Genomic DNA, 21,373 nt, shown 5'->3' on the forward strand with positions numbered 1-21,373 from the left:
TTTGTCGATGTGGCTTTAACTGCGCCGGCTTTTCTGCCGCTGGGGAGTAATTTCAATGCCTATACAACCGGAACGCCTGGCGAAAACTTTTGTGCGCCTTTGTGAAATAGACAGCCCTTCTCGTCGGGAGGGGCCGGTGGCCGCTTTTTTAAAAGGGCTCTTTGCCACCGAATTCAGAGCAGAGATCCTGGAAGATAACTCGGCCCCGTTTACTGGTTCCGATACTGGCAACCTGGTGGTCAGGATTCCTGGCCGCGGGGGAGGTTTGCCTCCTTTTTTCTGTAACTGTCATTTTGATGTTGTTGAGCCGTCCTGCGGGGTTAAGGTGCGGCGGCACGGTGAAACTTTTACCAGTGCCGGCGCCACGGTGCTAGGAGCCGATGATAAGGCCGGGATCGCCATGCTGGTGGAAATGGCCCGTTGCCTGAAAGAGGATGGCCGTTTGCAATCGCCTTTGGAGTTTATTTTTACCACTTGTGAGGAGGTTGGCCTGCTTGGCGCCAAGAATTTTGATTTTTCCCTGGTGCGAGCCGCTTCAGGTTATGCTCTGGACAGTGCCGGCTTGGATCTGGCCGTGGTTGCGGCACCAGCCGCCAACCATTTTACGGTTGATGTGTATGGCTTGGCGGCTCATGCCGGACTTCACCCGGAGACCGGCATAAATGCGATTCAACTGGCCGCCCGGGCGATGGCCGAGCTACCCCTGGGTCGACTTGATGCCGAGAGTACCGCCAACATTGGAGTGATTTCCGGTGGCAAGGCCACCAATATCATTCCTGACCTTGTTACGCTGGAGGGTGAGGTCCGCAGCCATGATCACGATAAGCTGGCTCGCTACACCCAGGCCATTAAAAACTCCTTTCAGCAAGCGGTTGCCGGGTTTGGCCCGCCGCCGCCATCGGCCGGGCCACCTCGTGGCGCGGCCCGGATACGGTTTGCGGCGCAAGAACAGTTTCCGGCCATGAAACTTAACCCTGGTGATCATGTTTTGCAGCTGCTCTCCAAGGCGGCCGAGCAATTACATCGACGGCTTGATTTTACTGTGGCGGGAGGCGGCAGTGACGCCAATATTTTTTCTGCCCATGGTTTGCCCACTGCCATTCTGGGAACTGGGATGACTGATGTTCACACCACTGACGAATCCATTACCCTCACTGCCTTGGTGCGCACGACAGAACTGCTGCTGACCATGTACCATGTTTCTCAAAACTGATTTTTTGCAGTTAATCCGCCTGCGTTCAGTTAACGCATTGAAGTTACGATAGTAATCGGTCTGTTTCACGTGAAACAGAGCAATCAGTCTTGTTGTGCTGGTCGCCAAACCGGGGTATAAAGGCCATATGTTGCGACGGCGAAACCAGGCGCCGTGTTGTTCTGCTTAACTTCATTAAAGGGGGTGCGGAATGGTGCAGGGTGAACAGCGAGCAAGGGTGGTGGCCCTGGCTAATCAGAAAGGCGGGGTTGGCAAAACCACCACCGCCATTAATCTCGCTGCCTCGGTGGCCGCGTTGGGCAAGCGGGTGTTGGTGGTGGACTCTGACCCCCAGGGAAATACTTCCAGCGGGTTGGGTTGGGATATCCAGGCAGCTCCGGGCGGGGAAGAGGAGGCTGTGCATCTTTACCACTGCCTGCTGGATGGAGTGCCGGCCCGGGAAGCGATCGTGCCCGTGGCGGATTTGAAAGGCAAGCTGGGGTTGCTGCCGAGTCGTATTGACCTGATCGGGGTCGAAGTGGAACTGATGGGCGCCAGTCGGCGGGAGCGCTACCTGGAAAATCTGCTGAGTCCGGTGCTGGGAGATTATGATTATGTTTTTGTCGATTGCCCGCCGTCGCTTGGGCTGCTGACCATCAATGCTCTCACCGCCGCCGATGCGGTGGTCATTCCCCTGCAGTGTGAATACTTTGCTTTGGAAGGGTTAAGCCAGCTGGTCAGGACCATTCGCCTGGTTAAAAACTCCTACAACGACCGGCTGGTTATCGAGGGGGTTTTGCTGACCATGTTTGACGGACGCAACCGGTTGACCCATCAGGTGGCATCGGAAGTTAACGAACACTTTAAAGGGCGGTTGTACAAAACGGTAATTCCGCGTAATGTCCGGCTCAGCGAGGCTCCCAGCTATGGCAAGCCCGCCCTGTTGTACGACCGGCGATCCAGCGGCGCTGTCAGTTACCTGCAGTTGGCCAGAGAGTTTTTGCGGCAGCAGAAGAAAATCTGAAAAAGCCGGGCAGGCGTTTCGGGGCTTGGGTGGTGACATGCGCCGGAGCGTGGGGGATTATGGGTTACACCAAGGAAACAAGAGGGTAGAGCAATGGTGAAAAGAAATCCTTTGGGCAAAGGGCTGGGCGCATTGCTGCCATCTCACGACGATGACAAAAAAAGGCCTTATCTGGTTTGTCCGTTGCAAGCCGTTGTGCCCAACCCGCACCAGCCGCGAAAAAAAGTTGATGACACAGCGCTGCAGCAGTTGGCGGAATCGATTCGCGAGAAGGGCGTTTTGCTGCCTTTGGTGGTGCGGCGCTTGGACGACGAGCGCTATGAAATCATCGCTGGCGAGCGCCGCTGGCGGGCAGCCGGTCTGGCCGGTCTGGCAGAAGTTCCGGTGCTGGTCAAAGATGTTTCCCCCCAGGATCAGCTGGAAATGGCTCTGGTGGAAAATATTCAGCGCCAGGATCTTAACCCCCTGGAAGAAGCTGAGGCCTACCTTCGTCTGGTGCAAGAATATGGGTTGACCCAGGAAGAGGTGGCCCGGCGGGTCGGCAAGGAACGTTCCACCGTGGCTAACGCTTTGCGGATCAACCAGCTGCCTGATTTTGCCAAGGATGATCTGGCGGCGGAGCGGCTCAGCATGGGGCATGCTCGGGTTCTGCTGGGGTTGCAGGACGAGCAACAGATGCGGCAGCTACGAGAAGAGATCATCGACAAAGGGTTGAGTGTCCGCCAGGCGGAAGAATTGGCCCGGCGGCGCAAGAACAGTCGCAGCGGAGGTAATGGGAAAGAAAGTGCCCGTAAACCGGCCCGGGGATTACCGGAATCATACTGTCGGGCCCTGGCTTCGGAGTTGGGCCGAAACTATGAAACCAAGGTGAGAATTGTGCAAAACGGTAAGCGGGGCAAGGTGGAAATAGAGTATTACTCCCCAGACGATCTGGAGCGTTTGATTGGGCTGCTGCAACCCGGCGGCAAGTAACTCACCACAACAGCCACATGTTGTGTTTGCCAGGCGTGGCACATGACAGTTATAGCAAAGCGAGGCTTAAGGCAAAAATATGCCCGGACAGTATTTAGCGACCATAGAGAGCAATGAAGATCTCGGTGCGGGAGTGTGCCGCTTGACCATTCTTGCTCCCGAGATAGCAGCGGCGGGGCGACCGGGACAGTTTGTCATGTTGCGCTCCGGGCGGGGGTTGGACCCGCTCCTGAGCCGGCCTTTTTCCTTGCACCAAACCATGGCCGACGGCCGTATGCAGGTACTTTTCAAGGTGCTGGGAGAAGGAACCCGGCGTTTGGCAGCGTTGGCCGCCGGTGCGTCGGTGGCAATAGTGGGCCCCCTGGGAAGAGGGTTTGCGCTGACCCCGCCACCGACCGGCACCCGCCTGGGGTTGATCGGCGGCGGCATCGGCGTGGCGCCGCTTTTGTTTCTGGCCCGGGAAATCCAGCGTCTGCTGCCGGATGGCACGGCCCTGGATGTGCTTCTGGGGGCGCGCAGTAAGGCGGAACTGGCCCCCCTCCTGGCCGATTTTCGTGCCCTGGGGCTGGAACCGGCCGTTGCCACCGACGACGGTTCGTTGGGGCATCATGGCTTGGTTCCTGAGCTTATCGATCAGCAATGGGGCCAGGAAGGAAGCCACTGCCGGGTTTTCTGCTGCGGCCCTTGGCCGATGATGGCTGCAGTAGCCAGCCGTTGCCGGGAGCGGGGCTGGGCCTGCCAGGTGTCGCTTGAAGCCATGATGGCCTGCGGTTTTTCCGCCTGCCTGGGTTGTGCGGTGGCCGGTAGCGGCAAAAGAGAGCGCTACTTTCACGTATGTAAAGATGGACCGGTGTTTCAAGCTGAGGATGTCAACTGGGGTTAAAGGGAAAGCGAGCAGCCGGATGGGTGGAGAACAGGAATGGACAAAGATGAAGGCTGATACGGAAATAGATCTGAAAGTAAAAATTGGCGGGTGTATTCTTCGTAATCCGGTAATGACGGCCTCGGGAACCTTTGGTTATGGCCGCGAATTCGAGGATTTTATTGATCTGACTCGTCTGGGGGCGGTGGTGGTAAAGGGAATATCGCTGTTGCCGCGGGCAGGTAATCCTCCCCCTCGGGTGGTGGAAACGCCTTGCGGTATGCTTAACGCCATCGGCCTGGAAAATGTCGGGGTCGAGGCATTTGTACAGGATAAACTGCCCTGGTTACAGAGAACGGGGGCCACGGTGGTGGTCAACATTCTCGGGAATACCGTGGATGAATATGCCGAACTGGCCCAACGCCTGGATAATGTTGAGGGGGTCGCGGCCGTGGAGGTCAATATCTCCTGCCCCAACGTTAAAGAGGGCGGGGTGGCCTTTGGCACCGATCCGGCGATGGCCGCCGCTGTCACCGGTGCGGTGCGGCGGGCCTGCAAGCTGCCGCTGATCATCAAACTTTCGCCCAATGTTACCGATATTCAGTTGATGGCCAGAAGTGTGGCCGAGGCCGGAGCTGACGCCGTTTCCCTGATTAATACCCTGTTGGGCATGGCCATCGACCTTCAAAGCCGGCGTCCCAAGCTGGCCAATGTGGTGGGTGGCCTTTCCGGTCCGGCCATCAAGCCGGTGGCGTTGCGCATGGTTTGGCAGGCGGCTCAGGCGGTGAAGATTCCAGTAATCGGCATTGGCGGCATCATGACCGCCGAAGATGCCCTGGAGTTTATTATCGCCGGAGCCACCGCAGTACAGGTGGGGACGGCCAATTTCATCAATCCCAGGGCCACTGATGAGATAATCAACGGGATTGTCGAATATCTGGCGCAACACAATATGCGCTCGATAAATGAACTGCGCAATACTTTGCGCACTTAGATTAACTCCCTCACCGCTGCGGGCGCGTAACCGCCGAACGGAGTTTTTATAGTATAAGAGAAGGACGAGCCGACGGCCCGAGGCAGGGAAGCAAAAGATGGAACAGGATGTTCAAATTAAACCACAAATTGACTGGCATCAAATCAGCACCGTGCTACTGGACCTGGACGGCACCCTGTTGGATCGTCATTTTGACGACTACTTTTGGCACTGCTTTGTGCCGGAAAACTACGCACTAATCCATAATCTGGAAATTGATGAGGCCCGCCGCCGGCTGATTGCCAAGTTTGATGAACGGCAGGGAACCCTGGCTTGGGCTGACCTGGATCACTGGTCGCAGGTGCTGGAAATGGATATCCCGGAGCTGAAACGGCAGGTTGATGCACTGATCGACATTCACCCTCATGTGGTTGAATTTTTGATGTTTTGTCGACGGAAAGGCAAGCGGGTTTACCTGGTAACCAATGCTCATCACAAGACTCTGGCCATCAAACTGAAAAAAGCTGCCTTAACTGATTACTGGGAGCAGGTGGTCTGTGCCGAAGAGATCGGTTTGGCCAAGGAAGAAGCAGAATTCTGGCCCAGGTTGGAGCGTTACCTGAGTTATGATAAAGACCGCACCATGTTGGTTGACGACACCGAAAGGGTTCTGGACGCGGCCTGTGCCCATGGCCTGGGCCAATTGGTGCATGTGGCGCGGCCAAGTAGCCGGGCCGCGCAAAGATTTTCAACCCAATATCCTTCCATCGTCTACTTCAGTGAATTGATGCCCCCCTACTAACCGTGTTGCCTGGCAGGACGTAAAAAAGGACGAAAAAATCAGAAGGTCATTCGGATGTGGCTGCCGATATGGAAGATAGAATCGGAGTTCTGGCCGGCGGACTGGGGAGTGGCGTCGCTACCGGTGTGCAGTACGGGAGTTTCGGCGGCAGATGGACTTTCATCAATACTGACGTACCCCAGGTGGGCCTGATAAACCAGATTGTCCAGCAGCCTGTAGGTGGCGGCAATATCAACCCCCCAGCGCCGGCTTTGCTCGTTCAGGAGGTGGTTGGGATCATCGCTGCTGATGCCGCCGGCGGTCTTGGCCAGGCCGACGGAGCCGCGGAGGTTGAGTTGGGGGGTATGGTTATAGCCCAGATAGAAAAAGACGGCATGCCCTTCGGGACCTCGTTGGTCGCGGTGTTGCTCGGATACTGGTCCCAAGGGGGTAAAAATATAGGACGGAAAGGACGGCGAACCGCTTATCGGACCACGTGAGGTGGGATAACCGCTCTGGTAGGCGTACAGCATCCCGGTGTTTAGTTGCTGATGCCTGAGGCCTGCCTCCAGACTCAGGGAAAGATTATCGTCACGGGGCAACTCGTTGGCAGAAAGCTGGTCATCTAGACCGACCATGCCAGGAAGCAGCGAAAGGTTGTTAGTATCCAGTCGGGAGACACCATAGTAAGAGCCATAACCGAAATTTGCCAGGGCCGTAATTTGAGTGGGAGGGGAATCATCCAGGTAAGAAGGGGCGTGAAACTCTTCCTCCGGTGCAGCAACTGGCGCAAGGGGAACACCAGCGGTAAAAAAGCCCAGACTGAAGCGTGAAGGCAACTCTTGGTGGTTCCAGGATTCACCTTGCGGCTCGGAGCTGGGTAAAAAACGACTCAGCATTGACCCGGCAAACTTCCGCTCACCGCTATCGGTATCATTGGCCGACGCCAAAACCGGTAAGGTCAGCAGCAAAGCCGTACTCCCCAGCAGAGCTATGCTGAATTTCAAGGTGTTCATGTCTATCTGCACCAACGTTTCGCCACCGCCGCTTGCCGGACCCGACTCAGTTATATTCGATCACTTTTCTTAATATTAATCTACCACCGATTATATCTGGTTCAGTAGCCTATATCAAGAAAATAGTCGCTCCACCACAGCCCAGGAAAACCTGCATAAATGCATGGGTTAGTTGTAATATGCCAGTATCGCCAGGGTGATCGTGACACAAATAAAAAAGATACCTGCCTTAAAGCAGACCGAGGGGTCTTCCGGTTCGTGATGTTGATGATCTGAGCCAGCCATGGGGGCCTCCTGGTTACTGTAGATAGGTCAAAGATTACCAGACCACCGGCAAAAAATCAAAAATTAGTCCGGCGAATTCAGACGCTCTGTTGTTCAGGGTACAAACGCAAAATATCGCTCTCATCGGCCTTCATGATGCCCCGCTCGCTGATCAGGCCGCTGATCAGCCGGGCCGGGGTGACATCAAAGCCGGGATTGACCGCCGGGCATAGAGGTGGGGCCAGCAACAGCTCCCGCTCAATTCCATCCGAATCGATGCCCGCTAGGAATTTTACCTCATCTCCGGAACGGTATTCAATGGGTATTTCGTTAACTCCGTCGGCAATCTGCCAGTCAAAAGTGGACGAGGGCAGGGCGACGTAAAACGGCACCGAATTATCACTGGCCGCCAGAGCCTTGAGGTAAGTGCCGATCTTGTTGGCCACGTCACCACGGCGAGTGGTGCGGTCGGTGCCCACCAGCACCAGGTCGACCTGGCCATGTTGCATCAGGTGGCCACCGGCATTGTCGGTTATCAGGGTATGGGGTACCGCTTCCCCCGCCAACTCCCAGGCCGTCAGCCGGGCGCCTTGCAACCAGGGGCGGGTTTCATCCACCCAGACATGGACCGGAATCCCGGCCTGATGCGCGGCGTAAATCGGAGCGGTGGCGGAACCATAATCGACAAATGCCAGCCAGCCGGCATTACAATGGGTCAGAATATTAACCGGCAACCCGCCTTTACGTCGGCTGATGGCGGCAATCAGGGGCAGTCCGTGCTCACCGATTTGGCGGCAGGCGGCGGCGTCTTCATCGGCGATGGTCTGGGCCGTAATTTTAGCCGCCTCCTGCTTGGCCGTCAGGCTGTCGAGGGGAAGCAGGGTTGCAAGCTGGCGGTTTACCGCCCAGGCCAGGTTGCTGGCGGTGGGCCGGGTGGCCTGTAGGGAGGTGGCGGCCTGCCGCAAAAAACGGTCACAATCAGCGGCGGGAGCAGCAAGCGCTGCGCTGTACATGGCAAAAGCGGCGGTGGCCCCGATCAAACCGGCGCCCCTCACGTGCATTTCCTTGATCGCCCGGCAACAGTCTTCAACGGTGCGCAACTCCTCAACCACCAAAGTATGGGGCAGGCGCCGTTGGTCAATAATTTTAACGATCCGGGGATCGTCGTTATCAAGCCAAATGGTACGGTAATGTTGGCCGTTAATTTTCATTTTGGTTTTCCTTGTCGGCGTCGCAAAAAACCGCGCCGCTACTGGGTGCGCTTTTTAACTCTTTGTTTATACGTTGACGTCCAGCACTTTTGGCGGGTTTTTGCGAGGCCATCTTCCTTGGTTATTCCCTAACCCGGGCCAGGGTGAAAACATCCACCCCAGCGGCGCCGGCCAGCCGCAGAATTCTGGCGCACTCATTGACCGTTGTCCCGGTGGTGAGCACATCGTCTACCAATAACAGTGACCTTCGGCGTATCTTTTCCGGCTTGAGGACTTCAAAGGCGCCTTTGAGGTTTAGTCGTCGCTGATGGCCGCTCATTCCAGCTTGCGGCCGGGTCATGCGCTGGCGGGCAAGCAGATCGAAGCGAATTTTCTTCTTTTGGCCGGGAAAAAAAGCTCGGGCCAGCAACAGGGCCTGATTAAACCCCCGTTGTCGTAAACGCTCAAGGTGCAGGGGAACCGGCAGAATATAATCATATTCGGCCGCCCGGATGGCAATGGACTGGGCGGCACCAAGATCGAGGGCTGGTGAGCACCGGGCCAGGGAGGCCAGGGAGGCCAATGCGGCAAGGTCGGCCTGATATTTACAGGTCTGAATCGCGGCGGCCACCGGATCCTGGTAGATAACCGCCGCCCGGGCTCGATTATAAAAAGGCGGCTTTTGCCGGCAGGGGCCGCACCAATGATCAACCCCGCTGCCCGCCGGCCAGGGACGGCCGCAACCGGGACACAGAGGCGCCTTCAGCCACTTAAGCTGTTCCCGGCAGGATACACAAAACAACGGTAGCCGGGAAGCGGGCAAAGGGTTCCGGCAGCCAAGGCAACTGGGCGGGAAGATGATATCCTGGCAGGCTTGGAAGATAGCTCCCGGTATGCTGGCCAGGTCCGGCGCCATCATGTAAATTCAAGCGGCTTTTTGCGCCAGTAGCTGTTTAACGAGGTTGCCGTCGGCTTTTTTACCGAAATGTTTCATAATCGGCCCCATGGCCTGCAAAGGGGTTTTAAACTGTGAAAAATCGATATTGGCGGCAATCCAGGCTTCAATTTCTTCAGCGCCGGCGGGTTGCGGCAGGTAAGTGTGCAGCACCTCCAGATAGGGAGAGCTTGCTTTGCCCTGCAGCTCCAAAGTTGTTTTCTCCGACTTAACCAAGCCACTGATGATTCCCAGAATATCATCGTTGGTGATTTCTTCGCCGGTCTTAAGACGAGTGCTTTTCTTTCCTGATTCCAGGGTAATGGGCACGGTGAGCTTGGGAAACTCGCTGATAATCTGGCGAATGGTGTTTTTGCGCAAATCATCGTGATCCCGCATGGCCTGCTTAAGGTCACTTTTCAGTTTGGCCAGCAGGGCAGTTTCCGACTCTTCGCTCCAGCCGTAGGCCTTGGCTTCGGTGTGCATAGGTTATAGTCCTTACGAGGTAAACAAAAAAACGCCGCCGGAAAATTGACGGGAATTGAAACGGCGTTTGGGGGCAACAGTGTTGCTAGTTGACTGTAAACAGAGACTTGCGTCAAGCAAAAAGGGCCTGGCCGGCAGTGACCGGTACCGGCAGCATTCAGGCGCTTAGCAGGATGCTGAGATTAAGCCGCTGGCCGGCAACAATCCGGTCCGGATCACGAAGGTTATTGGCGGCCGCCAGTTGCAAAACCTGCCGGTGCAGATCCTGGGGCGAAGAATCCTTCCCTTGACGGTGCATTTCCCGGGCGGCAATGGTGGACAGGGTATCGCCGGGCCGCACCGTGTACTCGCCGGTATGGGGATCAGGGTCGCCAGGGCGGGTGCCATCGGCCTGCAGCGGGCCCCGTTCAAGGTCAGGGCGGGTCAGCATGGTCAGAGGGTCGATGGGCTGTCGGTCCTGATGAATTTCGAGGTGAAGGTGGGGTCCGTTGGCCAACCCGGTGGCACCGGAACGGGCAATGGTCTGGCCGGCGGTGATCTGCTGACCCGGCTGCACCAGGATCCTTGACAGGTGAGCATAGCGTGAACTCAGGCCGTTACCATGGTCAATATCAACCGTCAGGCCGTAGTTGCCGTTGTCGCCGGCGGCGATCACCGTCCCCGCCGCCACCGGTTTGATGGGGGTGCCTTGGGGCAGCACGATATCAAGGCCGTCATGGTGCTGTTCATGGCCGGCGATGGGGTGCAGCCGGCGGCCGAATTCCGAACTGATCCGGCCCAGGGCCGGCGGTTGTAAAGTGTCGCCGAGGGGGGTGGCTTCGATAGCGGTGGTGCGGTGAGCAACCGGGGACGCAGCGCCGCCGCCGAACCGGGGAAGACCGGCCATGTTGAGTCGCTGTCCGGGGAAAATTCGGTCGGGGTTGGTCAAATTATTGTCGCCGGCCACGGTGTTGACCAGGCGGTAAAGCTCGCTGCGGGAATGGGATACCCCTTTCTGCTGCAGTTTACCGGCGACAATTCCGGACAGGGTGTCACCGGGGCTGACAGTATAGGTAAGTGTGACCGGCCTTTCTTCCCCACCGGAAGTCGTCTGATCAGGAGTGGACAGCCCGGAAACGGTCTTGGGGGGCAGGTGTGCGGCGTCTTTGTGCGCGGCTTTCGGATCGGAAGACGGCGACGATGGTCTGCGGCTGGCTTCCATGATCCGGGCAAAGTCGGAATCGGCGTTAAGGTTGGGGCGGTTTGTCGGGGACTGGGAAGAACCAGTTTTGGGGGCAGTAACGGAATAGATACCGGTGAGATCCATATCCAGGTTCCTTTGGTCATTTTTTTGACTGTTATGCCATGGTCGGCGGTTTTGGGGTATTGTAATGCAGATTGTGTGCCAGTTTTTAGCGATTTGGCGGCGCCCCAGGGTCGACAAAGCATGGTCGAGGATGGAACTGGTGTGAGAAAAACTTGAATTACCACGGCGTTTGGGCATACTGAAAAGCAGTAGCCGATAAATGGCGGCAAGTAGTGATTACGAACCTGATATTGATGGTGGCTGGCGATGCAAAAAAGGGGATTAGGGCTCTGCGCGCTGTGGTTGGCAGCTTTCTGGCTGACGCTGCTCAGCTTTGGGGGGACTCTTGGCGCTGAAAGTAATGCGCCGTCGCTGGTGTATCGGGGCTACGGCGGCCAGGGAACGGTTAGCGGATCTTTGCATGTCCTGGAAGTCGACGACGATTTTTACCTGGTGGACGTGGGATCTTTTTTCGGCCGTGATGGCGCCAATTATCCCTGGCCGGAAGAAGTGGCGGTGACAGCGATCCGGGCCGTATTCATCACCCATGCCCATGCCGATCACCTGGGGCGGCTGCCGCTGTTGCTGCATGAGGGTTACCGCGGCCCCATCTATATGACCAGAATAACCTATGAACTGGCTCTCCTCACCCTGACGGACAACCTCGGTTTGGTGGATTTCGGTCCGGAGCGTTTTTATTATTCCCGCCACCAAGCCGGTCGCCGCCGCATCCCCGTTTACCTGGAAAGTTATGATTTCGGCGATCGCACGGTGCGACCGGACAACCGGATACACTTTACGGCCAGGCGTGGTGAGCTCTCCGCCCAGGGCTATTATCTTGCCCGGCCCCAGCGGGAAAAACTGGCAGCGGAACTGGAGCAACGCTTGGCGCAGCAGGTGGTTATCGTTGAGCCCGGCCGGCCGGTGCCGGTGGATAGTTCCGTACGGCAGGCCGAGTTCCTGCTCACCCCTCATATCCCCGGTTCCGCCATGATCCGGCTGACCCTTGACCACCACCGCCTGCTTTTTGCCGGTGACACCGGGGCTGGTTCCTCCCCTCTGCTGCCCCCTAATCCGCGCCTGCAAACAGCCGTGGACTTCCTGTTTTTGGAGGGCACCATGCGTTATGATCGGAATGATGCCGATCTGTTGCCGTTGCGGCGTCAATTTCGGCGGGAAGTGGCCCAATTGGCCCGCGACGGCAAGCGGGTGGTGATTCCGGCCGTGGTGCTGGACCGCAGCCAGCAGGTGATGTTTGAACTGGGCCGGGCCATCGACCGGGGCAAGTTGCCGGCTGACCAGGTTATCAGGGTTTGCAGTCCTGCCGCCAACCGCTTGCTGCGTCTGTACGATGATTTTGCCCGGCATTACCGTCTCGAGACCAGCAACCTCGAGGCTGACGAGCATATCTATGCCCGCTATTTCACGCCAGCCATGGCCGAGGCCAATTTTTTTCCGGCGGGCTATATCGGCGAGTGCCGCGGCGAGGCACCGGACAACCCCCTGGGCCTGAAACACGGTGAAATCGGGATTATGGCCTCGGGCATGGCCGATTATTCGGCGGCCCGCCAGGCACTGCTCGATTACCTGGAAGATCCGGAGACGGTTTTTTATTTCGTCGGCTATCAGGCCCCCGGCAGCCTCGGCGGGCGCCTGATCGCCGGCAAGACCCCGCCCACCAGTCTAACCATTGGCGGCCAGCAGCGCCGGGTCAGGGCCACCATTCGCCAGACCGGGGCCTTTGCCGGCCATGCCGATCCGGCGACCATGCTGAACATTTTCACCGGCACCGACCCGCACAAAATTTTTCTGGTGCATCTGGCAGGGGAAAATGGTCAAAATCTGGCCCAACGCTATCGCCGGGAAGTGCAAACCGAGGTGGTGGTGCCGGAACCCAACCGGCTTTACCGGCTGGTCCTGCCGGCCGATCAGCAACCGCCGCTGGTCGGCCCGACAGGCAAAGAGGAGTGAAGATGCGACACGGCTTAACCAACTACGGCGGCTGGCTGTTTGACCGGTTGGAAGAAGGCTGGGAGAGTGCCGCCGGGCGGCGGCGCAGCGCCTTTTTTCTAGTGGTCTTTTTTGTCGGCTCGTTACTGCTGATTGAAGCCAATCGCCAGGGCTGGCTGCCGGTCCACATGGCCGCGGTGGTTCCCACCAATCATCTGGTGGCCATTGAGTGGGCTTTTACTCTGCTGCTGATCCTGGAAGTGGTGGGGCTGACCCTGGCCCTCTCCAAGTCGGTCTCCATATCGGTGGGCAAGCAGTTGGAAATTCTTTCCTTGATTCTCTTGCGTAACACCTTCAAGGAAATCAGTCATCTGGATGAACCTCTGCTCTGGGAACAGGTGGAACCGGCCCTGGTTCCCATGGTTTCATCGGCCATGGGCGCGCTGGTGATTTTTGCGGTGCTGGGTTTTTACTATCGGGTGCGCAGCACCTACCCCGCCGGTGGTGACCGCATTGTGGATAAAACCGGGTTTATTCTGACCAAGAAAAATATCGCTTTGGTGCTGCTGGCCGGTTTTGTGGTGATCGTACTGCATGATATCGGGGAATACTTCCTTCACGGCCATCCGGAAAGTATTTTTGAGAAATTCTATACCCTGTTGGTGTTCAGTGATGTGCTGCTGGTGCTGATTTCCCTGCGCTACAGTAGCGGTTACCTGGTGGCCTTCCGGAATTCCGGCTTTGCGGTGGTGACGGTGATGTTGCGGCTGGCCCTGATTGCCCCGCCGCTGATCGGCGCTTTACTGGGGGGCGGCACGGCTCTGTTCGCCCTGGCCATCATTTATGCGTACACGGTCTTCAGTTCCCGGACGCCGGGACCGGAACAGCCCATGATCAAGGTGCCGTGAGGGTGGCCAGCAGGTCGGCCAGGGAGTTGATTTCGTCCCCGGGTTGCCCCAGAAAGCGGGCCGCCTGACGATAAATGTCTCCCGGGGTGGTGCCGGCCCGGCGCATGGCGGCCAGGGAAAGGGCCTGGTCGGACTTGGCCAGTTTTTGGCCCTGGTCGTTGGTCAGCAAGGGGTGGTGGAGAAAGTCGGCGGCCAGAAACGCGCCCCCGGCCCGGCCCAGTTGTTCGGCCAGGAAAGACTGGGCGGCGGTGGAAGGAAGCAGATCCCGGCCACGGACGATGAAATTGATGCCGTCGTCAAGATCATCCACCAGGCTGGCCAGTTGATAGGCCGGCAAATTGTCCCGGCGCCAGAGGATAAAGTCCCCCATTTCGGTTGCCAGCGACACCGGGCACAGGGTGGAACCGGCGAGCGGCCTTCCCGCCCCCGATGTCGCTGCCAGCACCATCTCCCGGGGGGCGGGGTCATGGGTCCACTGATCGGGGACCATGATCCGAGCGGTGTGCGGCCTCCCCGGTGGTTGGCCACAACTCCGGCAGGTGCCGGGATAGAGATGAGAATCGCTGATTTTTTTGATCTGCCGCCGGCTGCAGGTGCAGAAGAAGAGGCCCCCCCGCGCCTGCAGCGTGCTCAGCACTTCCCGGTACCGTTCCAAGCGCCGCCGCTGGGAGTAACGGGAGGTGAACTCATCGGGGCCGCCGGGGCCCAGATCCCAGTCCAGGCCCAGCCAGTCCAGTTGGCGGAAAATATCCTCGATGAACTCAGGCCGGCAGCGGTGGGCGTCGGCATCGTCGATGCGCAGTTTGATCAGGCCCCCGGCGCGGCGAACCAGCAGCCAGGCAAGGATAAGGTTGACGGCATTGCCCAGGTGGAGATAGCCGCTGGGGGTTGGCGCAAAACGGGAACGGATCATGGGCATGGGATGCTGTGGAACATTAACAGATCGCTAAGTCAAAATGTTATTGGCCCTGGTGAACGGTTTATTTTTACAGTAATATGCAAAACATGAACGACGAACTTACCATTCCACCGGAGTTGGCGGCCAGGATCAAAGATCTTTACCACCGCATGGAGGCGGCCTATGACGTGGTGGCTCGCCAGTTGGATTTTTCCTGTACCGGCTGCCCGGACAACTGCTGCAACTCATACTTCCTGCACCATACCCGGTTTGAATGGGCCTGGTTGTGGGTCGGTCTGCGGGAGCTGCCGGCAGCCAGCCTGGCGGTGGTGCGCCAGCGGGCGGTGAATTACAGGCAACAGGCGCAAGAAGAACTGGCCGCCGACCGGCGGCCGGAGATCATGTGCCCCCTCAACGAAGAAGGCCGGTGCCTGCTCTATGAGCATCGCCTGATGATCTGCCGCCTGCACGGGGTGCCTTCCAGCCTGACTTTTCCCGATGGCCGGGTGCAGAAGTTCCCCGGCTGTTTCCGCTGCCAGGAACTGGTGGCCGACCGGGACAAGGTGCCCACCGTGGAGCGGGCCTCACTTTTCAGGGAGCTGGCCCAACTGGAGCAGGAACTTCTGGCCGCCCACGGGTTGTCCGCCCTGGCCCGAGCCAGGGTGAAAAAAAGCATTGCCGAGATGATTGACGAAGGCCCGCCCCGGCGCCCCTGAAGCGCGCAGCGGGTTTGGGGTTAAAGTTTACCGGTATTTTGCCTATTTTTCCCGCAACAGTTCGGCGATCTGGAAGGCCAGTTCCAGACTCTGCTCGGCGTTGAGCCGAGGATCGCACATGGTCTGGTAGTTGCGGCTCAACTGCTGATCCATGATATCCCGGCCGCCGCCTACGCATTCGGTGACATCGGCCCCGGTCATTTCAAAGTGCACCCCGCCGGGGACCGTGCCCTCCTGCCAGTGAATCTCGAAAAAGGCCCGGATCTCTTCCAGAATATTGACGAAGTTACGGGTCTTCAGGCCGGTGGAGGAGGTGTAGGTGTTGCCATGCATGGGGTCGCAACTCCACACCAGGTTGAACCCTTCCTCTTTCAGGGACCGGACCAGCGGGGTTAGGCCTTCGGCGATTTTCTTGATGCCGAAACGGGTGATCAGGGTCAGTTTGCCCGGCTCGTTGTCCGGGTTCAGGGTGCTCACCAGGCGTTTAACGTCGTCGATGTCGTGGTTGGGGCCGATCTTGACGCCGATGGGGTTGTGCACCCCGCGGAAAAATTCCACGTGGGCGCCGTCCACCTGGCGGGTGCGTTCGCCGATCCACAGCATGTGGGCGGAACAGTCGTACCAGTCGCCGGTGGTGGAATCCTGGCGGGTCAGGGACTCTTCGTAGCCCAGCAGCAGGGCTTCATGGGAGGTGAAAAAACTGGCCTGGGTCAGCTGGGGCATGCTGGTGTCCAACCCCACCACCCGCATGAAGTTGATGGCCCGTTCTATCTGGGAGGCCAGCCGTTCGTACATCTGCCCCTGGGGGGAGTTTTTGACAAACTCGTTGTTCCAGGCATGGACCCGGTCCAGGGCGGCGTAGCCCCCCCGGGTGAAGGCCCGCAGGATGTTCATGGTGGCGCAGGCCAGGAAATAGCCTTTGACCATCCGTTGAGGATCGGGGCGCCGGGCCTCGGCCTCGGGTTCGCTGCTGTTGACCATGTCGCCGCGATAGCTGGGCAGCTCCACGCCGTCGACCATTTCGGTATCGGCGGAGCGGGGCTTGGCGTACTGGCCGGCCATCCGGCCGACTTTGACCACCGGCTTGCCGCCCGCATAACCCAGGATCACCGTCATCTGCAGGATCACCTTGAGCAGCTCCCGTACCGTCGGGGCGTTGCAATAGGAAAAGCTTTCAGCACAATCTCCCCCCTGAAGCAAAAAGGCCTCGCCGCGGGCGACCTTGGCCAGTTGCTGCTTGAGATCCCGGATCTCACCGGCAAAAACCAGCGGCGGCAGCCCGGAAATGGTGGCCAGGGCGGTTTCCAGCTCTCGGGCATCGGGCCAGTTGGGCTGCTGCAGTGCCTTGAAATTCCGCCAGCTCTCTTTGCTCCAGTTGGTACGTTCACTCATCGCTAAAACTCCAAATGCTGAATTGATAAATCACTTTGTAGCTGTCCAGCTCATTCTGGCACGTAACTGTTCAGCAGTGCCCCAGGTTGCGGTAAGCCAAGTCGGCGTAGCGTACATCAGGTACTCAAGTCGACCTGATCGCCGCAAGATGGGGTGCTGCTGAACAGTTACAATCACTTTTATCTTGTGTGCCGGCCTAAAGTCAGCCGTAACTTGATCAACGGTTGAACCGCCGTGAACGTGCACGCTCAGCCTTCAGGGGCGCGAGGCAGGGCACAGGGATCCCCGGCACAGCAGGCCTCATAATCAAAGGCGTTTAAAATGCGCAATTCCGGCTCCCGTTGCCCGGCCGGCAGGGGACGGTTTTCCAGTGCTGCCTCCTGTTGTCGCAGCTCCCATCGTGCTGGGATGGCGCCCAGTCCTTGGGCCACCACTTTGCCGCTGTAGCTGTCCATCACTTCCGCGTCTTGGCCGTTACTGACCACGGTCAAGGGAATGACCCCCTGGGGGTCAAGCACCCGGGCGGCGGCCAAGGCCGGCCGCTGACGGGTAACCAGGGAGCCGGGACCGTAACGCAACAGTAATAGCGGCCGGCCAGCCAGCCTGATCAGAAAATCGATTCTGGAAAGCACGAACCGGCCGGCAAAGAGGGTTTCAATTTTCAGCCGGGATTCGATTTCTTCCTTGGCGAACCCCTTCTCTTCCACCAGCAACCGGGCCAGGTGCTGGCGGTAACGCTCATCATCAGTATCCACCAGGGTTTCCCCGGTAAGAAAGTCCTGGAGATAACCGTAAGTCATATGATGGGAGTCGACTTCCGTCATAGCTGAACCAACAGTTGCAAGGGGGCGGCCCTGGTTTAGCGCCAACAAGGAAAGGGGAAGAGCCTGATAGTTGTCTCTTCCCCTTTCCTTGTTGCTGCGGTTATCCCGTCCGGCGACGCTTATTTACAATTCCAGCCAGGACTCGGAGAAGACGTTCTGGCCGGAGAGCACCTTATAGGTTTTGTAGTGCTCCAGCGCGGTCCCGGAAAGACCGTCTGGGCCCGGGTCATTGCCGTCCATCATGCCGTGGACCAGGTCCACCAGATCCTGGCGCTCGCCTTTACAGATGGCCATCAACTCTTCATCGTAAGAGTTAACGATGGCTGTAGTCAGGCCGTATTTCATCAGCATGATCAGGTAGGTGCGGTCCAGGTACTTGCGCAGGTGTTCGGCCACCCCGTTGGAGACGTTGGACAGCCCCACGGTGGAGCCGGAACCAGGTGCAATCTCCTGCAGCATGCTCATGAACTCCAGACCGGAGTTGATCTGGTCGGCCCCAAGGGTGATTGGGGTGCCAATGGGATCAAAAAGGATTTTTTCATTGGGGATCCCAGCTTCGCTGAGGGCCATCATCAGATCGACGGCCATGGCGGCCCGTTCGTTGGAGTCCCGGGGCATGCCGTCGGGGCCCCAGAGCAGGGCGATTACGTTACAGCCGGCTTCGGCGGCCACCGGAATCAGCTTTTCCATCCGCTCGGGCTGGGCGGAAATAGAGTTCATGATAGCTGCTTCCTTGTTCTTCAATGCCTTAAAACCGGCGGCCATGGCATCGGCGTTGGTGGTGTCCAGGCACAGTGGCACGTCGGTGACCGCTTCCATGGTTTCCACCACCCAGGGCATCAACTCGGTACCGTCCTTGCGGGCTGGCCCGATATTGAGATCCAGGTATGAGGCACCGGCGGCGGCTTCCTCTTTAGCCATTTCCTGGATCGGTCCGGGATTGCGTTCTTTCATGGCTGTTCCGCTGCGCTTGCCCATGATGTTGATGCTTTCGGCGATGGCCTGTACCTTCATTGATTCCCTCCTTAGGTAAAACGTTCAAAAAATTAAAATAAATAAAAAATTGCGGTAAACCGTCTGTCTGCGGGGCATTGGCAATCGTTTTCGATACACTTCAGCCCCCACCGGAACCACGGGTTTTTCTACTTAACAATAGGCAGTGACGGCCTGGCAATACCAGCCATACGTGTTGGCCGACGATGGGATCTGGTCTCCCAGGAAAGCCGACAATCGTGCAAAATTAGCCTTAAATGGTGCGGATGTCAATCGAATGTGCCAAAAAGTGTGAGGGCGGCAGCGGGGGCTCAGGCCGAAAAACAACCGCCACCGGCCTTTTGGGCCTCCTCCAGGTGCTTGATGCCGGTGGTGCGCTCCACCGGCAGGACAAAGGCGATTCCCATACCGGGCTCATCCAGGCCGGTTTCCTGGCGGATGGCCTGCAGTACCGCCTCCGTTTTATCGTTGGCGATCAACGTAAGAATCACTTCTTTTTCAGGCTCGATGGGAATTGAAAAAAGGGTCTCTTTTTCGTGAATGCCGGTGCCCCGGCCGTAAAGGATGGTGCCGCCTTCGGCGCCGGCCCGTTTACTGGCGCTGACCACCTTTTCGGAGTTGCCTTTGTTGATCACCGTGACGATCAACTCAAAGCCGCTTGCCTGTTGCATATCGTGCCTCTTTTTAGACTCCAGATCACAGAAATGGGCAATCCCGGCCAGGTTCACGACATCAACGACCATGGCGATGCCCTGGCCGGTTTCCTGCAGCTTACCCGCTTCCATGACCGTGTTGAACAGCATGTCGCTGATTTTCTCCGGGAAAAGGGTCAGAATTATCTCTTTATCCTGGTTGACCGGAATCCCGAAACATTTTTTTTCGTATATTCCGGTGCCTTTGCCCAGGAAGATGGTTCCCCCTTCGGCCCCGGCCTGTTTGGAGGCCTTGACGACCACCTTGGCCCGGCCCTTTTTGACCACGGTAATCAGCAGCTTAAAACATGAAATCGAACTCATGCTCGTTCCTTTTGGCGACGGTTGAACAGCAGGCCCAGGATCAGGACCGCCAGAATAGGGGCCAAGGCCACCAGGGTGATCATGCCGAAGCCGTCCAGCAGCGGGTCACGGCCTTCCATAACCCCGGCAGCGCCGACGGAAACGGCCATGATAAATGTAACGGTCATGGGGCCGGTGGCCACCCCGCCGGAATCAAAGGCGATGGAGGTGAAGGTTTTGCTGGAATGGCGCATCAGCAGCATAGCCAGCAGGTAGCCGGGAATAATGAAATACCATAGGGGGATACCCAGTAGCATCCGGGCCATGGACAGGGCGATGGACAGCCCCACCCCTAGAGACAGGGTATAAAGCATAATGCTTTGCGGTATGGAGCCACTGGAGGTTTTTTCCACCTCCAGGTTTAGTATCCTTACCGCTGGTTCGGCAAAAGTAGCGACAAAGCCCAGCACAAAACCGATGGGGATCAGCAGCCAGTTGTGATGCAGACCCGCTAAAATGGCGCCCATTTGGGTTCCAATCGGGAAAAAACCGACCTTGACCCCTTGCAGGAAAAGGGCCAGACCAAAAAAGGTCGGCACCAGTCCTTTTAAGATGTTAAGCAGTTGCGGCCATGGCAGGCGGAGGATAAAAATCTGGAAAAAGAGGAAAAAAAACAGCAGGGGAACCAGGGCGAACCCCACTTCCAGCATGATATGGCCAAAACCGTCAAAAACTTTAATTTCCATAAATCACGCGGTGCAACCAAGCACATGGTTTGTCCGGTAAGCGGTCACGGAGTGTCGCAAGAGGAGGTGCCCCGTGGTCGCTTACTTCGCGGTTACCCATAAAAAATACCCAACAGCATAACAGCCAGAATGGGCCCGATGGAGGCCAGGGCCACCAGGCCGAAGCCGTCGGAGGAAGCCGTTTTACCCCCCAGCACCGAGGCCACCCCCACGCCCAGGGCGAGGATAAAAGGTACCGTCATGGGGCCGGTGGTCACGCCGCCGGCGTCGAAGGAAACCGGAATGAAATGAGCGGGAGTGAAGGCGGCCAGCAGAAACACCAACGCGTAGCCGACGACCAGCAGGTAAGTGATGGGGATACTGAGAATGATGCGCAGCATGGCCAGCCCGACAAAAAACGCCACCCCGGCGGCCACGGTGTAAATCAGGATATTCTGTGAAATATCACCGCCGGACACCTGATCCACCTGCATGGCCAGGACCCGGACATCGGGTTCCGCCACGGTGGCGGCAAAACCCAGCAGCAGACCGAAAAAAACCACCAGCCAGCTTTTTCCCAACCGGGGCAGGGAAGAGCCGATCATCTCGCCGATGGGCAGCATTGCCACCTGGACCCCCCACAAAAACATGGTCAATCCGGCGCTGACCATAATCAGACCAACCATAAACTGCAGAAAATCGGCCAGCGGAAGCCAGATCAGCGTGAACTGCAGGATTATCACCACCGCCGTGATCGGCAGTACGGCGTAAAAAACTTCCTGCACGGTTTCTTTTATATCCTGCATTGGTCCCCGGGGCCGTTTGGTCTGTTTATGTCAGCCAGGTTAAAAGATATTTGCTAAAACGCGACGTGCCGCAAATGTTGTCGGCACCGACCGGGCACGATCTGTAGCTCTTTGTTTCTGCGTTGCCGATCAACACGGTGGGCCAGTTATTGCTAGTCCACCAATGTTAACGAAAAAAAGAGGTCAT

Annotated in this window: 21 protein-coding genes; 9 read left to right on the forward strand and 12 right to left on the reverse strand. The window is 57.8% G+C overall.

Going from position 1 to position 21,373, the window contains the following annotated elements; genetic code table 11:
• Window positions 1–55 precede the first annotated feature (55 nt).
• The 6 genes from P0N66_RS03140 (at window position 56) to P0N66_RS03165 (ending at window position 5,825) form a co-directional block, all read left to right on the forward strand.
• Window positions 56–1,213, forward strand: a complete 1,158-nt coding sequence (locus P0N66_RS03140; RefSeq protein ID WP_275802538.1) for a M20/M25/M40 family metallo-hydrolase — start codon at window positions 56–58, stop codon at window positions 1,211–1,213.
• Window positions 1,214–1,403: 190 nt separating this feature from the next.
• Entirely contained in the window at window positions 1,404–2,216 is an 813-nt protein-coding gene (locus P0N66_RS03145) for a ParA family protein (RefSeq protein ID WP_275802539.1), read from the forward strand.
• A 93-nt stretch (window positions 2,217–2,309) separates the two neighbouring features.
• A complete protein-coding gene (locus P0N66_RS03150) occupies window positions 2,310–3,188 on the forward strand; it encodes a ParB/RepB/Spo0J family partition protein (protein WP_275802540.1) in 879 nt (292 codons plus the stop codon).
• A 133-nt stretch (window positions 3,189–3,321) separates the two neighbouring features.
• A complete protein-coding gene (locus P0N66_RS03155) occupies window positions 3,322–4,071 on the forward strand; it encodes a dihydroorotate dehydrogenase electron transfer subunit (RefSeq protein WP_275802632.1) in 750 nt (249 codons plus the stop codon).
• A 46-nt stretch (window positions 4,072–4,117) separates the two neighbouring features.
• Window positions 4,118–5,044 carry a dihydroorotate dehydrogenase gene (locus P0N66_RS03160; protein WP_275802541.1) on the forward strand — a complete coding sequence of 309 codons (927 nt, stop codon included), beginning with the start codon at window positions 4,118–4,120 and terminating at the stop codon, window positions 5,042–5,044.
• 97 nt (window positions 5,045–5,141) lie between these two features.
• On the forward strand, window positions 5,142–5,825 hold the full coding sequence (locus tag P0N66_RS03165; RefSeq protein ID WP_275802542.1) for an HAD family hydrolase: 684 nt from the start codon (window positions 5,142–5,144) through the stop codon (window positions 5,823–5,825).
• A 38-nt stretch (window positions 5,826–5,863) separates the two neighbouring features.
• On the opposite strand, the gene P0N66_RS03170 is transcribed toward P0N66_RS03165, so the two are convergent.
• The 5 genes from P0N66_RS03170 to P0N66_RS03190 form a co-directional block, all read right to left on the reverse strand.
• On the reverse strand, window positions 5,864–6,820 hold the full coding sequence (locus tag P0N66_RS03170) for a hypothetical protein (RefSeq protein ID WP_275802543.1): 957 nt from the start codon (window positions 6,818–6,820) through the stop codon (window positions 5,864–5,866).
• 362 nt (window positions 6,821–7,182) lie between these two features.
• Complete coding sequence (gene mtnA / locus P0N66_RS03175; RefSeq protein ID WP_275802544.1) at window positions 7,183–8,295, reverse strand: S-methyl-5-thioribose-1-phosphate isomerase; 1,113 nt, start codon at window positions 8,293–8,295, stop codon at window positions 7,183–7,185.
• Window positions 8,296–8,416: 121 nt separating this feature from the next.
• Window positions 8,417–9,193: a ComFC family protein gene (locus P0N66_RS03180; RefSeq protein WP_275802545.1), complete on the reverse strand. Its 777-nt coding sequence runs from the start codon at window positions 9,191–9,193 to the stop codon at window positions 8,417–8,419.
• Window positions 9,194–9,199: 6 nt separating this feature from the next.
• Complete coding sequence (locus P0N66_RS03185) at window positions 9,200–9,694, reverse strand: GatB/YqeY domain-containing protein (protein WP_275802546.1); 495 nt, start codon at window positions 9,692–9,694, stop codon at window positions 9,200–9,202.
• 157 nt (window positions 9,695–9,851) lie between these two features.
• Window positions 9,852–11,000 carry a peptidoglycan DD-metalloendopeptidase family protein gene (locus tag P0N66_RS03190; protein ID WP_275802547.1) on the reverse strand — a complete coding sequence of 383 codons (1,149 nt, stop codon included), beginning with the start codon at window positions 10,998–11,000 and terminating at the stop codon, window positions 9,852–9,854.
• A 246-nt stretch (window positions 11,001–11,246) separates the two neighbouring features.
• On the opposite strand from P0N66_RS03190, the gene P0N66_RS03195 reads away from it, so the two are divergent.
• Window positions 11,247–12,950 carry an MBL fold metallo-hydrolase gene (locus tag P0N66_RS03195; protein ID WP_275802548.1) on the forward strand — a complete coding sequence of 568 codons (1,704 nt, stop codon included), beginning with the start codon at window positions 11,247–11,249 and terminating at the stop codon, window positions 12,948–12,950.
• A 2-nt stretch (window positions 12,951–12,952) separates the two neighbouring features.
• Window positions 12,953–13,837 (forward strand): hypothetical protein, encoded by an 885-nt coding sequence (locus P0N66_RS03200; protein WP_275802549.1) that lies wholly within the window; start codon window positions 12,953–12,955, stop codon window positions 13,835–13,837.
• Here P0N66_RS03200 and P0N66_RS03205 read toward each other — a convergent pair.
• Entirely contained in the window at window positions 13,824–14,750 is a 927-nt protein-coding gene (locus tag P0N66_RS03205; protein ID WP_275802550.1) for a glutamate--tRNA ligase family protein, read from the reverse strand. The two genes, P0N66_RS03200 and P0N66_RS03205, sit on opposite strands and share 14 nt — an antisense overlap.
• Before the next feature lie 92 nt (window positions 14,751–14,842).
• Here P0N66_RS03205 and P0N66_RS03210 point away from each other — a divergent pair, with 92 nt between their 5' ends.
• Window positions 14,843–15,451, forward strand: coding sequence for a hypothetical protein (locus tag P0N66_RS03210; RefSeq protein WP_275802551.1), 609 nt, complete (start codon window positions 14,843–14,845; stop codon window positions 15,449–15,451).
• A 42-nt stretch (window positions 15,452–15,493) separates the two neighbouring features.
• On the opposite strand, the gene P0N66_RS03215 is transcribed toward P0N66_RS03210, so the two are convergent.
• The 6 genes from P0N66_RS03215 to P0N66_RS03240 all read right to left on the reverse strand — a co-directional run bounded on the left by P0N66_RS03215 (window position 15,494) and on the right by P0N66_RS03240 (window position 21,186).
• Window positions 15,494–16,843, reverse strand: coding sequence for a class II 3-deoxy-7-phosphoheptulonate synthase (locus P0N66_RS03215; protein WP_275802552.1), 1,350 nt, complete (start codon window positions 16,841–16,843; stop codon window positions 15,494–15,496).
• 248 nt (window positions 16,844–17,091) lie between these two features.
• A complete protein-coding gene (locus tag P0N66_RS03220; protein WP_275802553.1) occupies window positions 17,092–17,667 on the reverse strand; it encodes a type I restriction enzyme HsdR N-terminal domain-containing protein in 576 nt (191 codons plus the stop codon).
• 123 nt (window positions 17,668–17,790) lie between these two features.
• Window positions 17,791–18,681: a dihydropteroate synthase gene (locus tag P0N66_RS03225; protein ID WP_275802554.1), complete on the reverse strand. Its 891-nt coding sequence runs from the start codon at window positions 18,679–18,681 to the stop codon at window positions 17,791–17,793.
• Window positions 18,682–18,971: 290 nt separating this feature from the next.
• Window positions 18,972–19,676, reverse strand: coding sequence for a P-II family nitrogen regulator (locus P0N66_RS03230; RefSeq protein WP_275802555.1), 705 nt, complete (start codon window positions 19,674–19,676; stop codon window positions 18,972–18,974).
• Window positions 19,673–20,401 (reverse strand): DUF1538 domain-containing protein, encoded by a 729-nt coding sequence (locus P0N66_RS03235; protein WP_275802556.1) that lies wholly within the window; start codon window positions 20,399–20,401, stop codon window positions 19,673–19,675. Before P0N66_RS03235 ends, P0N66_RS03230 begins: the two co-directional genes overlap by 4 nt.
• A gap of 92 nt (window positions 20,402–20,493) precedes the next feature.
• Window positions 20,494–21,186, reverse strand: a complete 693-nt coding sequence (locus P0N66_RS03240; protein WP_275802557.1) for a DUF1538 domain-containing protein — start codon at window positions 21,184–21,186, stop codon at window positions 20,494–20,496.
• Between the last annotated feature and the right edge of the window lie 187 nt (window positions 21,187–21,373).

This window comes from Desulfurivibrio dismutans (genome assembly GCF_029210385.1).
GTDB lineage: Bacteria > Desulfobacterota > Desulfobulbia > Desulfobulbales > Desulfurivibrionaceae > Desulfurivibrio > Desulfurivibrio dismutans.

Excerpts from the sequence above, each read along its gene's own strand:
- P0N66_RS03230 (WP_275802555.1), bottom strand. The coding sequence starts at position 19,676 with ATGAGTTCGATTTCATGTTTTAAGCTGCTGATTACCGTGGTCAAAAAG.
- P0N66_RS03225 (WP_275802554.1), bottom strand. The coding sequence starts at position 18,681 with ATGAAGGTACAGGCCATCGCCGAAAGCATCAACATCATGGGCAAGCGC.
- P0N66_RS03220 (WP_275802553.1), bottom strand. The coding sequence starts at position 17,667 with ATGACGGAAGTCGACTCCCATCATATGACTTACGGTTATCTCCAGGAC.
- P0N66_RS03185 (WP_275802546.1), bottom strand. The coding sequence starts at position 9,694 with ATGCACACCGAAGCCAAGGCCTACGGCTGGAGCGAAGAGTCGGAAACT.
- P0N66_RS03195 (WP_275802548.1), top strand. The coding sequence starts at position 11,247 with ATGCAAAAAAGGGGATTAGGGCTCTGCGCGCTGTGGTTGGCAGCTTTC.
- P0N66_RS03180 (WP_275802545.1), bottom strand. The coding sequence starts at position 9,193 with ATGATGGCGCCGGACCTGGCCAGCATACCGGGAGCTATCTTCCAAGCC.
- P0N66_RS03150 (WP_275802540.1), top strand. The coding sequence starts at position 2,310 with ATGGTGAAAAGAAATCCTTTGGGCAAAGGGCTGGGCGCATTGCTGCCA.
- P0N66_RS03170 (WP_275802543.1), bottom strand. The coding sequence starts at position 6,820 with ATGAACACCTTGAAATTCAGCATAGCTCTGCTGGGGAGTACGGCTTTG.
- mtnA (WP_275802544.1), bottom strand. The coding sequence starts at position 8,295 with ATGAAAATTAACGGCCAACATTACCGTACCATTTGGCTTGATAACGAC.
- P0N66_RS03190 (WP_275802547.1), bottom strand. The coding sequence starts at position 11,000 with ATGGATCTCACCGGTATCTATTCCGTTACTGCCCCCAAAACTGGTTCT.
- P0N66_RS03235 (WP_275802556.1), bottom strand. The coding sequence starts at position 20,401 with ATGGAAATTAAAGTTTTTGACGGTTTTGGCCATATCATGCTGGAAGTG.
- P0N66_RS03215 (WP_275802552.1), bottom strand. The coding sequence starts at position 16,843 with ATGAGTGAACGTACCAACTGGAGCAAAGAGAGCTGGCGGAATTTCAAG.
- P0N66_RS03200 (WP_275802549.1), top strand. The coding sequence starts at position 12,953 with ATGCGACACGGCTTAACCAACTACGGCGGCTGGCTGTTTGACCGGTTG.
- P0N66_RS03205 (WP_275802550.1), bottom strand. The coding sequence starts at position 14,750 with ATGATCCGTTCCCGTTTTGCGCCAACCCCCAGCGGCTATCTCCACCTG.
- P0N66_RS03240 (WP_275802557.1), bottom strand. The coding sequence starts at position 21,186 with ATGCAGGATATAAAAGAAACCGTGCAGGAAGTTTTTTACGCCGTACTG.
- P0N66_RS03210 (WP_275802551.1), top strand. The coding sequence starts at position 14,843 with ATGAACGACGAACTTACCATTCCACCGGAGTTGGCGGCCAGGATCAAA.
- P0N66_RS03165 (WP_275802542.1), top strand. The coding sequence starts at position 5,142 with ATGGAACAGGATGTTCAAATTAAACCACAAATTGACTGGCATCAAATC.
- P0N66_RS03145 (WP_275802539.1), top strand. The coding sequence starts at position 1,404 with ATGGTGCAGGGTGAACAGCGAGCAAGGGTGGTGGCCCTGGCTAATCAG.
- P0N66_RS03160 (WP_275802541.1), top strand. The coding sequence starts at position 4,118 with ATGAAGGCTGATACGGAAATAGATCTGAAAGTAAAAATTGGCGGGTGT.
- P0N66_RS03140 (WP_275802538.1), top strand. The coding sequence starts at position 56 with ATGCCTATACAACCGGAACGCCTGGCGAAAACTTTTGTGCGCCTTTGT.